The organism is Asanoa ferruginea (assembly GCF_003387075.1).
GTDB classification, from domain to species: domain Bacteria; phylum Actinomycetota; class Actinomycetes; order Mycobacteriales; family Micromonosporaceae; genus Asanoa; species Asanoa ferruginea.
Map to the genome: position 1 here is coordinate 29,049 of NZ_QUMQ01000001.1, position 16,930 is coordinate 45,978.

Here is a 16,930-nt window from a genome sequence, read left to right on the forward strand (position 1 = left end):
CCTCAGAGCAGGTGCAGCTCGCGGGCACGGCGGACGGCCTCGCGGCGGTGATTGGTGTCGAGCTTGCGGTAGATGCTGCGCACGTGTGTCTTGACCGTATTGACGGAGACGGTCATCTCAGCGGCAATCTCCCCATTGGACAGGATGCTCTGCAGGTAACGCAGTACTGTGAGCTCGCGGTCGGTCAGCGGCACGGAGATGGCCGGTCGTGGGGCCGGCGGTCGCGCCGGCACGCCCATCGCGCCGATCAGGCTGTGCACGGTCGTCCAGTACGCGGTGCCGGAGTCCAGGTGGTCCAGCAGCAGGTCGCGCAGTGGTGGGCCGGCCCGGGTGAAGACCCGCCGGTAGCCGTCGGGTTCGGCCATCCGCAGCAGGCTCTCCAGCAGCCGCGCCGCTTCTCTCCTGTGGCCGCTTGCCCGGTGCGCGAGAGCGGCGACGACGCCCGCCTCCAGCCGCAGCCCTAGCCCGAGCGCGCCGTCCGGGCTGGATTCCCAGGTCGGTAGCAGCTCGAGCGCTCGGGTGGGATCGCCGTCGTCGAGGTGAGCCCGGGCCGCGTTGACGGCCGAGCCCGGTTCGCGCTGGTCATCTCCGGGCCCTGACTGGCGATACCCCGGTGGGCGCCTGCGGGCTGCGTGGATGGCGGCGCTGTCGTGAAGCTGGCCGCGGAGCCTCGCTGCTGGTGCGGCGATGTCCGGCGGCGGGAGGAGTTCACCGGCGCGGGCGGCGACGTCGAGGTGGGCGAGGGCGTCCGGGACCAGATCGCGCTGCGCGTCGACGATCGCCAGCGCAAGGTGGGCGTGGGCGCAGTGGACGGTCGGCGCCTGGCCCGGGCAGGGTGCCAGACGGCGCACGGCCTCGGCCGCGTGATGGGCCGCGGACAGTTCGCCGCGTTCGGCTCGGACCAGCGCGAGCCGACTCGCGCAGATCATCTGCTGGCAGTGCAGGCCGGCCTGTTCGGCGGCTGACCAGCCCGACGACAGGTCCTCCTCGGCGTCGGCGACGCTGCCGAGTTCGAGCTGGGCCGCGCCGCGCGCGGTCAGCGCGACCGCGGCGACGGCATCCGCGCCGGGACCGTGAGGCTCGCCGGCCGAGTCCATCTGGTCGAGCAGCCAGCCCGCGGCCGCGTACACGGCCACCGGGTCGCCGCTGCGTTGGGCGCGGAACATCTGGAAGGCGTCCACCGCCTGGCGCAGTGGCGGGCATCGGTCTGCGACGGCCATCAGTGCGTCGTCGCCCAGGCCGGGCTCGTCCTGGTCCAGCCGGTCGGCTGCGTACGCCAGCGCCAGCGCCGGGTCGTCGTCCGGTGCGGCCGTGGGAACCGGGACCCAGGCGTCCGTCTCGCCAGGATGCTCGGCCGCACCCAGCCAGGGCCAGCAGCGCTGAACCAGGTCCACGGCCGCGTCCCGGTCGCCGGCGTGCAGTGCGTGCCGCAGTGCCGGCCGAGGCATTCCGCTGGCCGCGAACCAGGCCGCCGCCCGCCGGTGCAGCGGAACGAGCAGGTCGGGGTGGCGGCGCGCCAACTCCGCGCGGAGCACGTCGCGAAACATGCGGTGGAAGCGGTGGGTGGTCGGCGTCGCCCCGGTCGGCACGACATAGGTGTCCGAGCGGTTGAGGTCGGCGAGGACGGCTGCGCCATCGGTGCGTCCGGTGAGCGCGTCGATCAACCCCCCGCTGAGCTGGTCGGTCACGGAGCTGCGGAGCAGCGCCTCGCGGATGCTGGACAGCCGTTTCTCCAACACCTCGGTCACCAGGTAATCGACCGCAGCGTTCGGCGCACCGGCGACCTCTCCCGCCGAGTCAGCGGGCCCAGGCCTGTCCAGCAGGTCGAGGGCGATGAGACGCACTCCGGCCGGCCAGCCCTCGGTGTGTGCCCAGACATCGTCGACAGCGTCCGTCGCTACCGCCGCGCCGTGCATCCGTAGCAGTTCGGCGGTCTCGTCGCGGGTGAGCGCGAGCTCCCGGACCCGCAGCTCGGTCAGATCCCCGCTCAGCCGCCAGCGTTGCAGCATCTGGGTCGGTTCCACCTGGGTGCCGGCGACCAGGTGCAGTTTTCCGGATGCGTGACCGACCGCGAACTCCAACCCCGCAAGTGCCTCCTCGTCCGCTTCTTGAAGGTCGTCGAGAATGAGGATGATGGGGCGGGACAGGCGACTGAGCCCCGCCGCGAGGTGCTCGAAGTAAGTGCGGGCGGAGACCGCGCCCGGTGCCGGAACCCCCGCGACCGCGCCCGGGCACGCGGTACGCAACGCGGCGTGCAGATACGCCCGGAATTGGCTGCCGCGATCGCCCGGCTCCACCGACAGCCAGGCAGGTGTGCCCAGCTCACCCGCCAGGGTCCGGGCCCACGAGCGCAGCAGCGTGGTCTTGCCCCATCCGGCCGGCGCGATCAGCAGGGTGAGCGTGCGCGCCGCGCCGTGGTCCAGCGCTTTGCGCAGATGGGGACGTTCCAAGAAATAGGCCGGCCTGGGCGGCGGCGCGAGCTTCGCCAGCAGCAACACCATGCCGGACCTCCGGCCCCATAGCGACGGGCCCGGCCCGGGCGTCCGGACCCGTTGGGTGGCTACCCGCTTCCGCGTCGCCCAAACGACGCACCTGGGCGTCGTCGTGCGGGGAGTCGCCCACTGCGGGGGAGACGCACTCACCCGGGCCACGTGCAGGGTGAAGGTGAACTACCCAACTCGAACGGGAGCGCATGATGGCCAAGGCGGTAGGAATCGATCTCGGCACGACCAACTCGGTGATCGCCGCGCTCGAAGGCGGACAGCCGGCGGTGATCCCCAATGCCGAAGGGTCGCGGACCACCCCCTCGGTGGTCGCATTCACCGACAACGGCGAACGCCTGGTCGGGCAGCTTGCCCGCCGGCAAGCGATTCTCAACCCGAAGGGCACCATCTACTCGGCGAAGCGGTTCATCGGGCGCCGCTTCGATGAGGTGGAGCAAGAGGCGGGGACCGTCACCTTCGACGTGGTGGCCGGACCCGACGGCGTAGCCCGCTTCGACGTGCGCGGCAAGCAGTACTCCCCGGAGGAGATCAGCGCGCAGATCCTGCGCAAGCTGGTCGACGACGCGGCAAAGGCGCTCGGCGAGAAGGTCAACCAGGCGGTGGTCACCGTTCCCGCCTACTTCAACGACGCGCAACGCACCGCTACCAAGGACGCCGGCCGGATCGCCGGCCTGGAGGTTCTGCGGATCATCAACGAGCCGACCGCGGCTGCCCTCGCCTACGGTCTGGACAAGAAGGGCCACGAAACGGTTCTCGTCTTCGACCTCGGCGGCGGCACCTTCGACGTGAGCATCCTCGATGTCGGCGACGGGGTCGTCGAAGTTCGCGCCACCTCGGGCGACACCCACCTTGGCGGCGACGACTTCGACCGGCGGCTGGTCGACCACCTGGCGGGGCAGTTCCAGCAAGAGCAGGGCATCGACGTACGCACAGATCCGCAGGCGCTGCAGCGGCTCTACGAAGCGGCCGAGAAAGCCAAGGTCGAGCTCAGCTCGGTGACCCAGACGCAGGTCAATCTCCCCTTCTTGACGGCCGACGCCGGCGGACCCAAGCACCTCACGACGACCGTGACGCGCTCGACGTTCGAACAGCTCACCGCTGACCTGGTGGAGCGCACGTTGGAGCCGGTACGGCAGGCGATGGCCGACGCGAAGGTGACCGACAACGACCTCGACGAGGTCATCCTGGTTGGCGGCTCGACCAGGATTCCGGCCGTGCAGGCACTGGTGCGCCGGCTCACCGGTGGCAAGGAGCCGAACATGTCGGTCAACCCGGACGAGGTGGTCGCCCTCGGCGCCGCCGTCCAGGCCAGCGTGCTCACCGGTACGGGGCCTGACGTGCTGCTGCTCGACGTCACACCGCTGTCCCTAGGGCTGGAGACGCTCGGCGGTGTGATGAGCAAGGTGATCGAGCGAAACACCACCATCCCGGTACGCCGGACAGAGACCTTCTCGACCGCGGAGGACAACCAGACCGCAGTCGACATCGTGGTGCTGCAGGGCGAACGGGAGCGCGCCGCCGACAACCGGGTGATCGGCCGGTTCCGGCTGGAGAACATCCGGCCGGCGCCGCGCGGCGTGCCGCAGATCGAGGTCACCTTCGACATCGACGCGAACGGGATCCTCAACGTCTCGGCCCGCGATCGGGACACCGGTGCCGAGCAGACGATCACGATCAGCGAGACCAGCAACCTGGATCGGTCCGAAGTGGAGCGGATGGTCACCGACGCCGAACAGCACCGGCAGGAGGACGCCCAGCTTCGCGAGCTCGTCGACGCGCGCAACATGCTGGAGTCGCTGGCGTACCAGACCGAACGACGGCTGGGCGAGCTGGGCGACGCGGCACCGAGCCACGAACGGTCCCGCGCCGAGATGTTGATCACAGACGCCCGGCAGGCCTTGCAAGACGAGGCGGGGGTGGAGCGGGTCCGCGAGTTGACTGGCGAACTGCAGCAGGTGTTGCAGGGCCTGATGGCCCGGCAGCCGGGCGAGGGCGGTGCCGAACCGGGCGACGCCGGACCGGGTACAGGACCGGGGCAGGCGGCCGGCGACGACCGTGGCCCGGGTCCGGACGACGACGTGATCGACGCCGACTTCACCCCACGGTGAGGTAGCCATGCGCGCAGGCGATGAGCCCGTCACCCCGAACGGCAGCAACGGCGCACATCCGGTGGACGTGCCGGCGCCGCCTGCGGAGAAGCACGTCGATCCCGCGGTGCTCGACCTGGAGGACCGGTTGCGCCGGGCCCTGGCCGACCTCGACAACGTGCGCAAGCGGCATGCGCGGGAGCTGGCCGCCGAACGCGAGGCGGAACGGGCGCGGGTGTCCGCGCAGTGGCTGCCGGTGATCGACAATCTCGAGCTCGCGCTCGGGCACACCAGCGACGACGACGACCCGGTGATCCAGGGTGTGCGCGCGGTCCGTGACCAGGCGGTGGCCGTGCTGGCCATGCTCGGCTTCCCGCGCTATGGCGACACCGGTGTGCCGTTCGACCCTCGCCGCCACGACGCGGTGGTGACTCGGCCCGATCCGGACGTGCCGCCCGGCACGGTGGTGGAGGTCCTGCGTCCGGGCTACGGCGACGGAGACCGCCAGCTCCGTCCCGCCACCGTCGCGGTCGCCACCCAAACCGGCGGGGAGTGAGCCGATGGCCCGGGACTACTACGACGTCCTCGGCGTGAACCGTGACGCTGACGCCGACGAGCTGCAACGGGCGTTCCGGATGCTGGCCCGGCGCCACCACCCTGACATCAGCAAGGCCCCGGACGCCGAGGACCGATTCAAGGAGATCAACGAGGCGTACCAGGTGCTCTCCGATCCCGAGACCCGGCGACGCTACGACCGCTTCGGCCCGGACTTCCGAAAGATCCCGGAGGGGTACGAGGGCGCCGCGCGGCCACGCGATGGCGGGCCGTCGCGCGAGGATGGCGAGTGGACCTTCGAGACCGGAGGCGTCGACATCGGCGACCTCTTCGGCGATCTCTTCGGCGGTCGTGCGGGCAGCGGGCGCCGACCATCGTGGACGGACGCGGCCGGAGCCGACCGCGAGGCCGAGCTGACCTTGACCGTCGAAGAGGCCTACCGGGGCGGGCGACGGACGATCAGCCTGCGCGGACCGGGCGGCGTGCGCTCGTACGACGTCACCATCCCGGCCGGAGTCGTGGACGGTCAGCGGATCCGGCTGGCCGGCCAGGGTGCGGCCGGTCGCGGCCAGGGTGCCGCCGGCGACCTGTACCTGGTCGTGCGGATCGAGCCGGATCCGCGGTTCCGGCTCGACGGCCGCGACGTCATCGTCGATCTGCCGATCGCGCCATGGGAGGGCGCGCTCGGCGCTGAGGTGCCGGTGGACAGCCCCGGTGGCCGGCCAAGGGTGACCGTGCCACCCGGCAGTTCCTCGGGCCGCCGGCTGCGGCTGCGCGGCCAGGGCATGCCGAACGCCGGTGGTCGGCCCGGTGACCTCTACGCGGTGGTGAAGGTGATGGTCCCGCGTGATCCGGCGCCGCGTGAGCGTGACCTGTTCGAAGAACTGGCCAAGGTGTCCACCTTCGATCCGCGACGGGAGAGTGCGGCATGGCATTCGCGTTGATCCGCGGTCCGATGCTCAGCCTCGACGGCTTCGCTGCCCGCTGTGGGCTGCACCCGGACCTGGTGCGCCGGTTTGTGGCGCTCGGGCTGCTGCGTGCCGACCGCGACGCGGCCGGGAGGCTTTGGCTGGCGCCGGCGGAGGTAATCACGATGGCCCGCGTCCAACGGCTACACGAGGGCCTGGCCCTTAACTACGCGGCGATCGGCGTCGTACTCGACCTGCTGGCCCGTATCGACGAGCTGGAAGCAGCGCATGAAGGAGGAGAACCACAGTGGACGCCAACAGGCTGACCGAACGGTCCCAGCAGGCGATCCAGGAGGCGCAGAGCGTCGCTGCCCGGCACGGGCACACCGAAGCAGACGCCGAACATCTGTTGGTGGCGCTCATCGATCAGAACGATGGGCTCGTACCGCGGCTGCTGTCCGGTCTGGACGCCGATGTCGTGGGTCTGCGTGACGCGCTGGAACAGGAGCTCTCCCGCCGGCCGAAGGTGACCGGACCCGCAGGCGCACCCGGACAGGTCTTCATCACCCAACGGCTGGCCCGGATGGTGGAGCAGGCCGACGCGGAGGCCAAACGTCTCAAGGACGACTACGTCTCCGTCGAACACCTCCTGCTGGCTCTGGTCGACGAGGGGGATGCCGGCACGGCCGGCAAGCTACTGGCAGACCGGGGCGCGACCCGCGACGCGCTGCTGGGCGCCCTGCAACGCGTCCGCGGCAACCAGCGTGTCACGTCGCCGGCACCGGAGGCGGCCTACGAGGCCTTGGCCAAGTACGGCCGGGACCTGATCGCCGATGCCCGCGCCGGCCGGCTCGACCCCGTCACCGGGCGCGACGGGGAAATCCGCCGGGTCGTGCAGATCCTGTCCCGCAAGTCGAAGAACAACCCGGTCCTGATCGGCGATCCCGGCGTCGGCAAGACGGCGATCGTGGAAGGCCTGGCCCAGCGGATCGTCAACGGTGACGTGCCCGACGGGCTGCGCGACAAGACCGTCTTCGCGCTCGACATGGGCTCCCTGGTCGCCGGGGCCAAATACCGCGGCGAGTTCGAGGAGCGGCTCAAGGCGGTTCTCTCCGAGGTGGACGCCGCGGCAGGGCAGATCCTGCTGTTCATCGACGAGCTCCACACTGTCGTCGGCGCGGGTGCCGCCGAGGGCGGGATGGATGCCGGCAACATGCTCAAGCCGATGCTGGCCCGCGGCGAGCTCCATATGATCGGCGCGACGACGCTCGACGAGTACCGTCGGTATGTCGAGAAGGACGCCGCGTTGGCGCGGCGCTTCCAGCCGGTGATGGTCGACGAGCCGACCGTCGAGGACACCATCTCGATCCTGCGCGGGCTCAGGGAGCGCCTCGAGGTGTTCCACGGTGTCCGGATCGTCGACGCCGCGCTCGTGGCGGCGGCCACCCTCAGCCACCGCTACATCTCCGACCGGTTCCTTCCCGACAAGGCGATCGATCTGGTTGACGAGGCATGCGCTCGGCTCCGTACCGAGATCGACTCGATGCCCGCTGAGCTCGACGAGCTGAACCGGCGGGTGATGCGGCTGCAGATCGAGGACGCCGCGCTGTCCAAAGAGGACGACGCAGCGTCGCTGGCCCGGCTCGACCAGCTCCGCCGGGAACTGGCCGACCTGCGCGCCGAGCTCGACGCGAAGAAGGCGCAATGGGAAGGCGAGCGGCAGGCCATCCGCCGGGTGCAGGAACTGCGTGCCGAGCTGGAGCAGGTCCGGCACGAGGTGGAGGAGGCGGAGCGGCAGTACGACCTCAACCGTGCCGCCGAGCTGCGGTACGGCAGGCTCGCCGAGGTGGAGCGCCGGTTGGCGGCGGAGGAGGAGCGGCTCGCCGGCAAGCAGGGCGACCAGCGGCTGCTGCGTGAGGTGGTCACCGAAGAGGAGATCGCCGAGGTGGTGTCGGTGTGGACCGGCATCCCGGTGGCCCGGCTGCGGGAGGGCGAGCGGGAGAAGCTGCTGCGCCTCGACGAGGTGCTGCACGAGCGGGTCGTTGGCCAGGACGAGGCGGTGCAGGCGGTCGCCGACGCGATCATCCGGGCGCGTGCCGGCATCAAGGACCCGCGTCGCCCGATCGGGTCGTTCATCTTCCTTGGCCCCACCGGCGTCGGCAAGACCGAGCTGGCGCGGGCGCTGGCCGGGTCGCTCTTCGACAGCGACGAGAACATTGTCCGGCTGGACATGAGCGAATACCAGGAACGGCACACGGTCAGCCGACTGGTCGGCGCACCGCCCGGCTACGTCGGCTACGAGGAGGGCGGGCAGCTGACCGAGGCGGTGCGCCGCCACCCGTACTCCGTCGTGCTGTTCGACGAGATCGAGAAGGCGCACGCCGACGTGTTCAACACATTGCTGCAGATCCTCGACGACGGCCGCATCACCGATGCCCAGGGCCGCAGGGTCGACTTCCGAAACACCGTAGTGATCATGACGTCGAACATCGGCGCCGAGTTCTTGATCGCCGACCCCGGCGCCAACGAGATCGGTCCGGCCACCCGCGACCAGGTGATGGCCGAGCTGCGCGGCCACTTCCGCCCGGAGTTCCTCAACCGGGTTGATGACATCGTGCTGTTCAAGCGGCTGACCCTCGACCAGATCGAGCACATTGTCGACCTGCAGTTCGCCGACCTGCGAGAGCGCCTCGCCGACCAGCGTCTCGGACTGGAGATCACCGAACCCGGCCGGCGGCTGATCGCCGAACGCGGCTTCGACCCCGTGTACGGCGCCCGACCGTTGCGCCGGTACATCGCACACGAGGTGGAGACTCAGATCGGGCGTGCACTGCTCGCCGGCGACCTGCCGCCGGAGCCAACGGTTCGGGTGGACGCCCGCGACGGCGAGTTGCTGGTCGACTTCGTGACCGCCCACCAGGCACAGGGGGTCGCCCAGTGAACGGCGACTGGGTGGCCGAGAGCCCGGACCACGGTGGGGCCTTCGCTCGGCTGTCCCCGGAGCAGATCGAGCACCTCGCCGGGTTCGGACGACGCCGCCACGCCAGCGCGGGCGAGGTGCTGTTCCGCGAAGGCCAGCGGAACCGCCCCTTCTTCGTGGTCACCTCTGGGCTGGTCGCCGTGGTGGAAGACTACGGCGGCGACCAGGAACGGGTGGTCGAGATGCACGGCGCCGGCCGCTTCCTCGACGAGCTCGGCCTGCTCACCGGCCAGCCGTCGTTCGTGACGGCGGTGGTCGCCGCGGACGGCGAGCTGGTCGAGGTGCCGGTCTCCGCGCTGCACGAGGCGGCCCGGCAGGACGTCCGCCTCGGCGACCTGCTGCTCAGTGGCTTCGTTGCCCGGCGTGAGCGGTTGCTGAGCAGCATCGCCGGGATCACCATCATCAGTTCCCGGTTCAGCCCGGACACCAAGCGGCTGCGGGAACTGGCCGCGCGCAACCGGGTCCCACACACCTGGATCGACCTGGAGGAGGATGCCCAGGCCGAGCGGCTGCTGCGGGAGCTGTCGATCGCGCCGGACGACACCCCGGTGGTGATCTGGCAACACCGGGTGCTGCGCAACCCGTCGAACGCGGAGCTGGCCGAGCTGGCCGGGCTGCGCGCGTTCGACGGCGACGAGCCGCACTGCGATCTCGTCGTCGTGGGCGCTGGGCCGGCCGGGCTGGCGGCGGCGGTCTACGGCGCGTCCGAAGGGCTGCGGACCGTGGTGGTCGACGCGGTGGCGACCGGCGGCCAGGCGGCGACCTCGTCGCGGATCGAGAACTATCTGGGCTTCCCCGCGGGCATCTCGGGCGCGGAACTCGCCGACCGCGCCGCGGTGCAGGCCCGCAAGTTCGGTGCCACGTTCACCGTCCCGGCCGAGGCGGCCGGCCTGGACAGCGGCGACGTCAACCATGTCGTACGCCTCGACGACGGCACCCGCCTGCATTGCGGCGCCGTGGTCGTGGCGACCGGTGCCCGCTACCGGAGGCTGGACGTTGACCGGCTTGCCGAGTTCGAGGGGACCAGCGTCTACTACGCCGCGACGATCACCGAGGCCGGCGCCTGCGACAGCCGGGAGGTGGCGATCATCGGCGGCGGCAACTCGGCGGGCCAGGCGACAGTCTTCCTCTCCAGGCACGCCTCCAAGGTCTACCTAGTGATCCGCCATGCCGACCTCGGCCGGGACATGTCCCGCTACCTGGTCGACCAGATCGCGCGGCTGCCCAATGTAGAGGTGGTCACCGAGGCCGAAGTCCGCGAGCTGGACGGCGACCGCGGCCGGCTGGCCTCCGCGGTGATCGAGAACAAAGGCGAACGGCGTACCCTGCCGGTCTCGGTGTTGTTCGTGTTCATCGGCGCCGAGCCCTGCACGGGTTGGCTGGCCGACTCGCTGGCCCTCGACGAACGCGGGTACGTGCGCACCGGGCCGGACGCGAGCGGTGGGGCGACGATTCTGGAGACGAGCCGGCCCGGCGTGCTGGCGGTCGGCGACGTGCGCAGCGGCTCGATCAAGCGGGTCGCGTCCGCGGTCGGTGAAGGCGCGATGGCGGTCCGCGTGATCCACGAGCTGCGCAGCGGCAGATCTGCCCCGCCCCCGGTAGCCCAGCGCAGCGGAACTGGGTCGCCCACTCGATAACGCCGGCGCGATTGCCGAACACCACCGCATTTCGCGGGGCGGGTCGGTTTCGCTGTTCAACACTGGCAGCGGCCGGGCTTTCAGGTGCCCGGGCGGCACTATCCTGACCCCGACAAGCCGGGGCACGCGTGCGTCCGGATCAGGCACGTCGATGCGGAAACTTGTGCCCGGCCACCGGTAGGAGCGCCGATGACCCGCAGTGAACATCACCGGCCGGAGATTGTGGTCGGACTGGTGGCAACCCCGCCTGACTACCCCGCCCGAGTCGTCGCGCGGTTGGCGACCGAGCTTGCCGACCGGCTCGCCGAGCGGGTGGACGCCGATGTGCGGTGGACGGTCCGGGAAGGCTGGGGTGAGGTGGCGCCGCGCCGCACCGGCGGCGTCGAGGCGCTGCTTGACGATCTTGCGCGCCGGCGCACCGACGACCGGTGGGACGTTGCGATCTGCCTCACTGACCTGCCGCTGCACACCGAGCGGGTGCCGTTGGTCGCACAGACCTCCGTCCGCCGCCGGGTGGCGGTGGTGTGCCTGCCCGCGCTGGGACTGCGTCAACTGCGAGCCGTCCGGGCGGTTGTTCCGGACCTGGTCAGCCGGCTACTCACCAACGCGCCCGATGTGCGGATCCCGCCAGCCGGCTGGTCGCCAGCGGAGCTGGCAATCCGGGTCGCCGCCATCCGCCGGGTGGTTGACACGGGCGACGGCGACGCCGGGGAACTGCGGTACGTCGCCTCGCGGCTGGCCGGCCGGGTGCGCCTGGTGGCCGGGATGGTCAGGGCCAACCGCCCAGGGCGCGCTCTGCTCGGCCTGTCCAAGCTGCTGGTGGGCGCGTTCGGCACGGCCGCGTTCGCGCTCACCACCAATACCATCTGGCAGATGGGCGATGCGCTCGGCGCGCTCCGCCTGGCGGCGATCATGGTGCTCGGACTGGCCGCGCTGGTGGCCTGGCTGATCGTCGCCCACGACCTCTGGGAGAAACCCGACAACGAGACCTCACCTGAGCTGGCCCGGCTGTTCAACCTGGGTACGACCCTCACCCTCACCCTGGCCACGGCAATGTCCTACCTCGTGCTCTTCGCCGGAACAGTGCTCGCCGCGGCGCTGCTGATCGACACATCCGTGCTGGAACAAACCCTGCAGCGGCCGGTCCATATCGTCGACTACCTGAACCTGGCCTGGATCATCAGCTCTCTGGCCACGGTCGGCGGCGCGATCGGCTCCGGTCTGGAGGACGAGAAAACTGTGCGAGCCGCCGCGTACGGCTACCATCCCGAACCCGGAGGCTGGCGGGACGAGAGGGACGGCTAACCCACCATGGTGCGTCGCGGCCAAGGTCGCCCACTGCGGTCAGGTTGCTACCCGCTTAGCCGCACCGACGGTCACGGTCCAGACGAACAGGCAGTACCCGTCAACCAGCCCGGCCTTCGAAGCCCACGCAGCCCCGAGCCGAGTCTTGGCGTCGAGACCCCAGGGTCGCGGAGTAGACGACGTTGTTCGTCGCCTGCAGACGCTCGCGCAGTCGGCCAGGCGGTCCGACTGCGGTTCGCGCACTGCCACATTGGTGGGGCCGGCGGGGCTCGAACCCGCGACCGAGGGATTATGAGTCCCCTGCTCTAACCGGCTGAGCTACGGCCCCGTGCCGGCGGGACCGGCGCCGGGATCGTATCCTGCGGGCCCTGTCCGCGACCACAGCAGGCGCACGCGACCCGCCGGTGCGACGCCGGACGGCGGCGCGTGCGAGGCTCCACCGGTGGTTGATCAAGAAAAGGCGCCGGACCCGACGTTGGGTACGGCGCTGCGGTTTCTGACCGAGGTCGTGGCCTGGGTGGCGGCACCGTGGGCGCTCTGGGGGTGGTCGCCGTGGGCGGCCGTCGGTGCGGTGGTCGTGTTGATCGGGCTGCCGACCTTGCTGTCGACGCCCGGTGACAAGACCAACGTGATCGTCGCCGTGCCGGGGATCGGGACGATCCTGCTCACGCTGCTCCAGTTTGTCGTCGCGGTGGTCGCCGCCGCCTTCGCGTGGCCGGCCTGGGTGGCGGTGCTGGTCGCCGTGCTGGTGGTCGCGGCCAGCATCAGCCAACTCGCCCGCTGGCGGTGGCTGTGGGGCGCCGAACTCGGGTGAGTCAGGCGCCCCGTTGCGGACCGTCGGGCCAGCCCGGACGCGCCGGGATGATGACGAACATGACGCCTCCTTTCTGAAGGCTGGGCACGGTGGACAGAGAGTTGGGCACACGTGTGCCCGGGACAGGAGTCGAACCTGCAACCCACCGGTTCTGAGCCGGCGGCCTCTTCCAATTGGGCTACCCGGGCGTGCGGAATCGGCTCGGCCCATAAACAGAAATGGGCGAGCTGGAAAGAAGTCAGGAAATGAAAAAGCCGCCTATCCCTGACCGGGATGGGCGGCGTTGACGCTGGTCAGCGCCTAGTGGAGCCACCTATCCCACACGAGCTCAACGGCGGGGCACAGGAGTCGGCCGTTGTCAGCTTTTGTCGCGTACAACTTCATGGTCTCCTCGTTCTCCCTCGTCGTTGGCTTCCGAGTACAGCAATAAATGTAGATCCAACAGCCGTACCAATGCAATGGCTTTATTTATTCGCCATGTGCGCGGGCCAGAACCTCTTCGGTGGTGAGCGGGCTCTTCGGGTGGTGGCTCAGGCACAGCGGGGCCTGGAGTTTGACGAACTCGGCGCCCTCGATGGCGGCGTAGAACTGGCCGGTGCGCAGCCGGGCCACGTCGGCGATGTCGCTGCCCTTGGCGCGCGCCATCTCCCGCGCGGCGGCGATCTGGGCCGGGCTGTTGAGCAGGCCGAAAAGCTGCGTGGCGGCGTTGCCGGGGATCCGGTTGTGCAGGCCCTTCGGCGCCTGGGTGGCGAAGACCAGGCCGAGCCCGTATTTGCGGGCCTGCGACGCCAGCGCCAGCGTGCTCTGGGTGCACGCGGTCATCACGCCGGACGGGGCGAGGGTCTGCGCCTCGTCCATCACGAACAGGCCGCCGAGCGGGCGGTCGCCGGCCGGATGGCGCTTGATCCAGGCGAAGAGCGCGAGTTGCAGTTGGTTGACGAAGCTCTGCCGCTGCTCGTCGTCGGGCAGGCCGACGAAGCTGATCACCGAGACCCGCGCCCGGTAGCCCGGCTTCGGCCGCAACAGCTCGCCCGGGTCGAGCGGCGCGCCGTCGCCGCCGAAGAGCGGGTCGCTGACCATCGTCGCGCGCAGGAGCTGACCGATCTCGTTGGCGATCCGGGGTGCGTTGTCGAGCTCGCTGGCGCCTTCCGGCAGCTGGGTCAGATGGCTGACGAACTCGCGCAGGTCGCTGCGCTTGGCTCGGGCGTACCCGGTCAATGCCTCCCGCAGCACCGCATTGCCGATCCGGGCCTTGGCGGTCGCGCCGTCGACCTTGGCCCGCGGCGCGAGCGACGCCATGGCCGCGTCGACGCCGGCGGCGAACGCGTCCGCGTCGTCGGCGATGGCAGCGAAGTCGGGCAGCGGCTGGAAGCTCAACGGTCGGCCCGCCGCCCGCCGCGGGGTCCAGACCACGACGTCGGTGTTGCGCAGGTATTCGTCGGCCCGGGCGGCCTCGGCCGCGTCCCAGTGCGCCGGCCGCTCCGGCCACGGATCACCGAGCCGCGCCAGGTCGTTGTTGGGGTCGAGCACGATCGCCGACACACCCCGCAGCGCGCACTCCTCGACCAGCCGCCGGATCAGCACCGTCTTCCCGGACCCGGACCCGGCGAAGATCGCCACGTGCCGCCGCAACGCCTCCAGCCCAACCCCGACCGACCGCCCGTCATGCGAACCAAGAACAACATCAAGATCCGCATCGGGTACGCCCGCAGGTGGCGAGACCAGCCGCAGCGGCCGAGACGGCCGGGCCTCCTGGTCCGCGTCGACCGACCGGACCTGCTCGCCTGGCCGACCCGGCTCTGCCGGATGCCCCGGGCGACCCGGTGGGAACGCCTGGGCGGGTGCGCCCGGCCCATCCGGCGGGAAAAGCTGGGCGGGTGCGCCCGGGCCACCCGGCGGGAAAAGCTCGGCGGGCGCGCCCGGCCGACCCGGCTGGAACGGCTCGCCGGGTGCGGCTGGTCCGCCCTGCTGGAAATGCTGGGCGGGCGCGCCCGGCCGACCCGGCTGGAACGGCTCGCCGGGTGCGGCTGGTCCGCCCTGCTGGAAATGCTGGGCGGGCGCGCCCGGGCCATCCGGCCGGAACGGCTGGTCGGCCCCAACCGACCTGACCGGCTCGCCCGCCCGACCCGGCTGGAACGGCTCGCCGCGATCTGACAGGCCGGGCTCGCCCGCGCGAGCTGGCGGAGCGGAATCGCCTGCCCGAGCCGGCAGGCCGGAATCGCCTGCCCGAGCCGGCAGGCCCGAATCGCCTGCCCGGGCCGGCGAGAAGGGCAGGACCCCCTCGGCCGGATACGGCGGCTCAGACTCGCGGGCAGCGTCGTCGCCGTCGACCCCCAGCGCCGCGCGCAGGAAGGCGATCGCCTCGGTCGGGCGGCGGGCCGCGAACCACGGCCGGAGCGTCTCGTAGCCCCGCTCCCGGAGCAGCTCCCGCAACGCCACCAGGATGGCGACGTCGCTTTCCGGGAACGCGAGCGTGCGCCCGCCGGCGAGGCTGAACGTCTCGATCACCTCGGTCGTCCGCGCGCCGCCCGACCACGGCAGGTTGCGCAGCACGAAGAGCTTGCGTTTGGCCACGCCCTCGGTCAGGCCCGCCGCCGTGCTGGCGTTGCGGATCCGGTTGAGGGCCGCCGTGTGGTGCCGGGCCCCGATCGCCCGGAACGCCCAGTGCGCCTCGTCTTCGGTGCGTTCGTCGAGGCTGCGCCGCAGCCGACCGTGCAGCGCCGGCTTGTTGCCCGGCAGCGGGTCGAGGCCGAACAGCTCGCCGGATGCGCCGCGCTCGCCGATCCATGCCGTCAGACCGGCCTCCAGCAACGCTGGCACGACGGCGTCCTCGGTCGCCGGGTCGAGGGCCGGCGCCGGGTCCGCGGCGGCCAGCAGCGCCGCGAAGCGGGCGTCCAGCGAAGCGAGTTCGCCGGCCGGGGGCTGCTCCGCGAGCACCGGGCCAGGCGACGGGCCGGTGTGCACCAGGCGGCTCAGCTCGCGTACCTCACCGTCGCGCAAGCAGGCCCGCACGTGTGAGTCGATGGCCCGCAGCAGCTCGCGCGGGGTGAACTGGATCGACTCGGCGAACGCCGGTGGGCGCACCGGCCAGGTCGGGTAGGGCGGGGTGAAGCCCTGGTCCGCGAAGGGTGTCGCGAAGCGCCGGCTGATCAGCTCGCGGCCCAGCTCCGCCGTCGGGATCTGCTTGAGCTGCACGGCCTCGCGGAAGCGGTCCTGCACCGTGTCGGTGGCCTGGGTCTTGACCAGCGCCCACGACTCGTCGAGGCAGGCGACGACCGACAGGGTGCGCCGGGTGGTCTCGCGCAGCGACATCAGGCCGCCGGCGATCTGCTCCAGCAGGAGGGCCTCGCGCCACTCCAGCTGACCCCGGCCCTGGAGCGACTTGGCGGCCTGGTTGATCAGCAGGTCGATCTGGTCGACGGCGATCACCGTCGGGCCGGTCAGCGCGAGCAGGCGGGAGATGTCGCGGACGATCTCCTGCGCCGAACGCCGCGCCCGGCGCATGCCCCAGGCGGCCCGCTGGCCCGGCTCGAGCTCGTCGTTGGAGCACAGGAACTCGTAGCCGACGTCCTGGTCACCCAGCTTCTCGGCGGCCTGGAGCACGAGCGCCCGGGCGGTGTCCTGGCAGTCGATGCCGACTTGCCTGTTGTGCTTGCGCAGCAGGTCGACGAACGCGTCGAGGACCGGCCGGGACAGCTCGGCCTCGCCGATCACCGCGCGGCGCAGTGCCCGGGGTGCGCCGATCAGGTCGGCCAGCCGGCGCAGGAAGGTCTTGAGCTGGCTCTCCTGGTCGGCGGTCTCCCGGTTGAGACCGTCGAGGATCGACAGCGCGGCGCTGCGCCAGAACGCGCTCGCCTCCAGCAGGCTGACCAGGAAGAAGTAGCCGCCGCCGGCCTGGACGTGCTGGCGTACGGAACCGAGCAGGTGGGTCTTGCCACTCCCCCGCTGCCCCAGCACGGCGACGCCGACCGGGCTCGAGTCGGCGCTGCGGTCGGCGTCGTCGAAGCTGTCGAGGATCACCTGGAGCGCCTCGCGGTGCAACCCCTCGACGTGGAACGGCGGCTGCCGCCACACGTCGTCGGGCGTCGGCGCCCAGTTGAACCGGAGTGCCTTGAGTGCCTTCCGCTCGGCTTCGTTCAT

General features: G+C 71.2%; 10 protein-coding genes and 2 tRNA genes. 8 read left to right on the plus strand and 4 right to left on the minus strand.

The genetic code is table 11. The features are described 5' to 3' along the window. Positions 1–2 precede the first annotated feature (2 nt). The gene (locus DFJ67_RS00170; RefSeq protein ID WP_116065994.1) at positions 3–2,501 is read right to left on the minus strand and encodes a winged helix-turn-helix domain-containing protein; all 2,499 of its coding nucleotides are present in this window, start codon (positions 2,499–2,501) and stop codon (positions 3–5) included. A gap of 194 nt (positions 2,502–2,695) precedes the next feature. Here DFJ67_RS00170 and dnaK point away from each other — a divergent pair, with 194 nt between their 5' ends. The 7 genes from dnaK (at position 2,696) to DFJ67_RS00205 (ending at position 11,976) form a co-directional block, all read left to right on the plus strand. Next, on the plus strand, positions 2,696–4,612 hold the full coding sequence (gene dnaK / locus DFJ67_RS00175) for a molecular chaperone DnaK (protein WP_116075399.1): 1,917 nt from the start codon (positions 2,696–2,698) through the stop codon (positions 4,610–4,612). A 7-nt stretch (positions 4,613–4,619) separates the two neighbouring features. Continuing rightward, positions 4,620–5,147 carry a nucleotide exchange factor GrpE gene (locus DFJ67_RS00180; protein WP_116065995.1) on the plus strand — a complete coding sequence of 176 codons (528 nt, stop codon included), beginning with the start codon at positions 4,620–4,622 and terminating at the stop codon, positions 5,145–5,147. Between the two features lie 4 nt (positions 5,148–5,151). Beyond that, a complete protein-coding gene (locus DFJ67_RS00185) occupies positions 5,152–6,090 on the plus strand; it encodes a DnaJ C-terminal domain-containing protein (RefSeq protein WP_116065996.1) in 939 nt (312 codons plus the stop codon). Then, positions 6,075–6,380, plus strand: coding sequence for a chaperone modulator CbpM (locus tag DFJ67_RS00190; RefSeq protein WP_116065997.1), 306 nt, complete (start codon positions 6,075–6,077; stop codon positions 6,378–6,380). The genes DFJ67_RS00185 and DFJ67_RS00190 overlap by 16 nt, the downstream gene beginning before the upstream one ends. Further along, entirely contained in the window at positions 6,362–8,995 is a 2,634-nt protein-coding gene (gene clpB / locus DFJ67_RS00195) for an ATP-dependent chaperone ClpB (RefSeq protein WP_116065998.1), read from the plus strand. The genes DFJ67_RS00190 and clpB overlap by 19 nt, the downstream gene beginning before the upstream one ends. Continuing rightward, positions 8,992–10,671, plus strand: a complete 1,680-nt coding sequence (locus DFJ67_RS00200; protein WP_116065999.1) for an FAD-dependent oxidoreductase — start codon at positions 8,992–8,994, stop codon at positions 10,669–10,671. Before clpB ends, DFJ67_RS00200 begins: the two co-directional genes overlap by 4 nt. Positions 10,672–10,860: 189 nt before the next feature. Continuing rightward, positions 10,861–11,976 carry a hypothetical protein gene (locus tag DFJ67_RS00205; protein ID WP_116066000.1) on the plus strand — a complete coding sequence of 372 codons (1,116 nt, stop codon included), beginning with the start codon at positions 10,861–10,863 and terminating at the stop codon, positions 11,974–11,976. A 251-nt stretch (positions 11,977–12,227) separates the two neighbouring features. On the opposite strand, the gene DFJ67_RS00210 is transcribed toward DFJ67_RS00205, so the two are convergent. Further along, positions 12,228–12,304 (minus strand) — tRNA-Ile (locus DFJ67_RS00210). 114 nt (positions 12,305–12,418) lie between these two features. On the opposite strand from DFJ67_RS00210, the gene DFJ67_RS00215 reads away from it, so the two are divergent. Further along, on the plus strand, positions 12,419–12,790 hold the full coding sequence (locus tag DFJ67_RS00215; RefSeq protein WP_116066001.1) for a hypothetical protein: 372 nt from the start codon (positions 12,419–12,421) through the stop codon (positions 12,788–12,790). A 114-nt stretch (positions 12,791–12,904) separates the two neighbouring features. Here DFJ67_RS00215 and DFJ67_RS00220 read toward each other — a convergent pair. Both DFJ67_RS00220 and DFJ67_RS43570 read right to left on the minus strand, forming a co-directional pair. Beyond that, a tRNA-Leu gene (locus tag DFJ67_RS00220) sits at positions 12,905–12,978 on the minus strand. Positions 12,979–13,258: 280 nt separating this feature from the next. After that, on the minus strand, positions 13,259–16,930 hold the full coding sequence (locus tag DFJ67_RS43570; protein ID WP_116066002.1) for a helicase HerA domain-containing protein: 3,672 nt from the start codon (positions 16,928–16,930) through the stop codon (positions 13,259–13,261).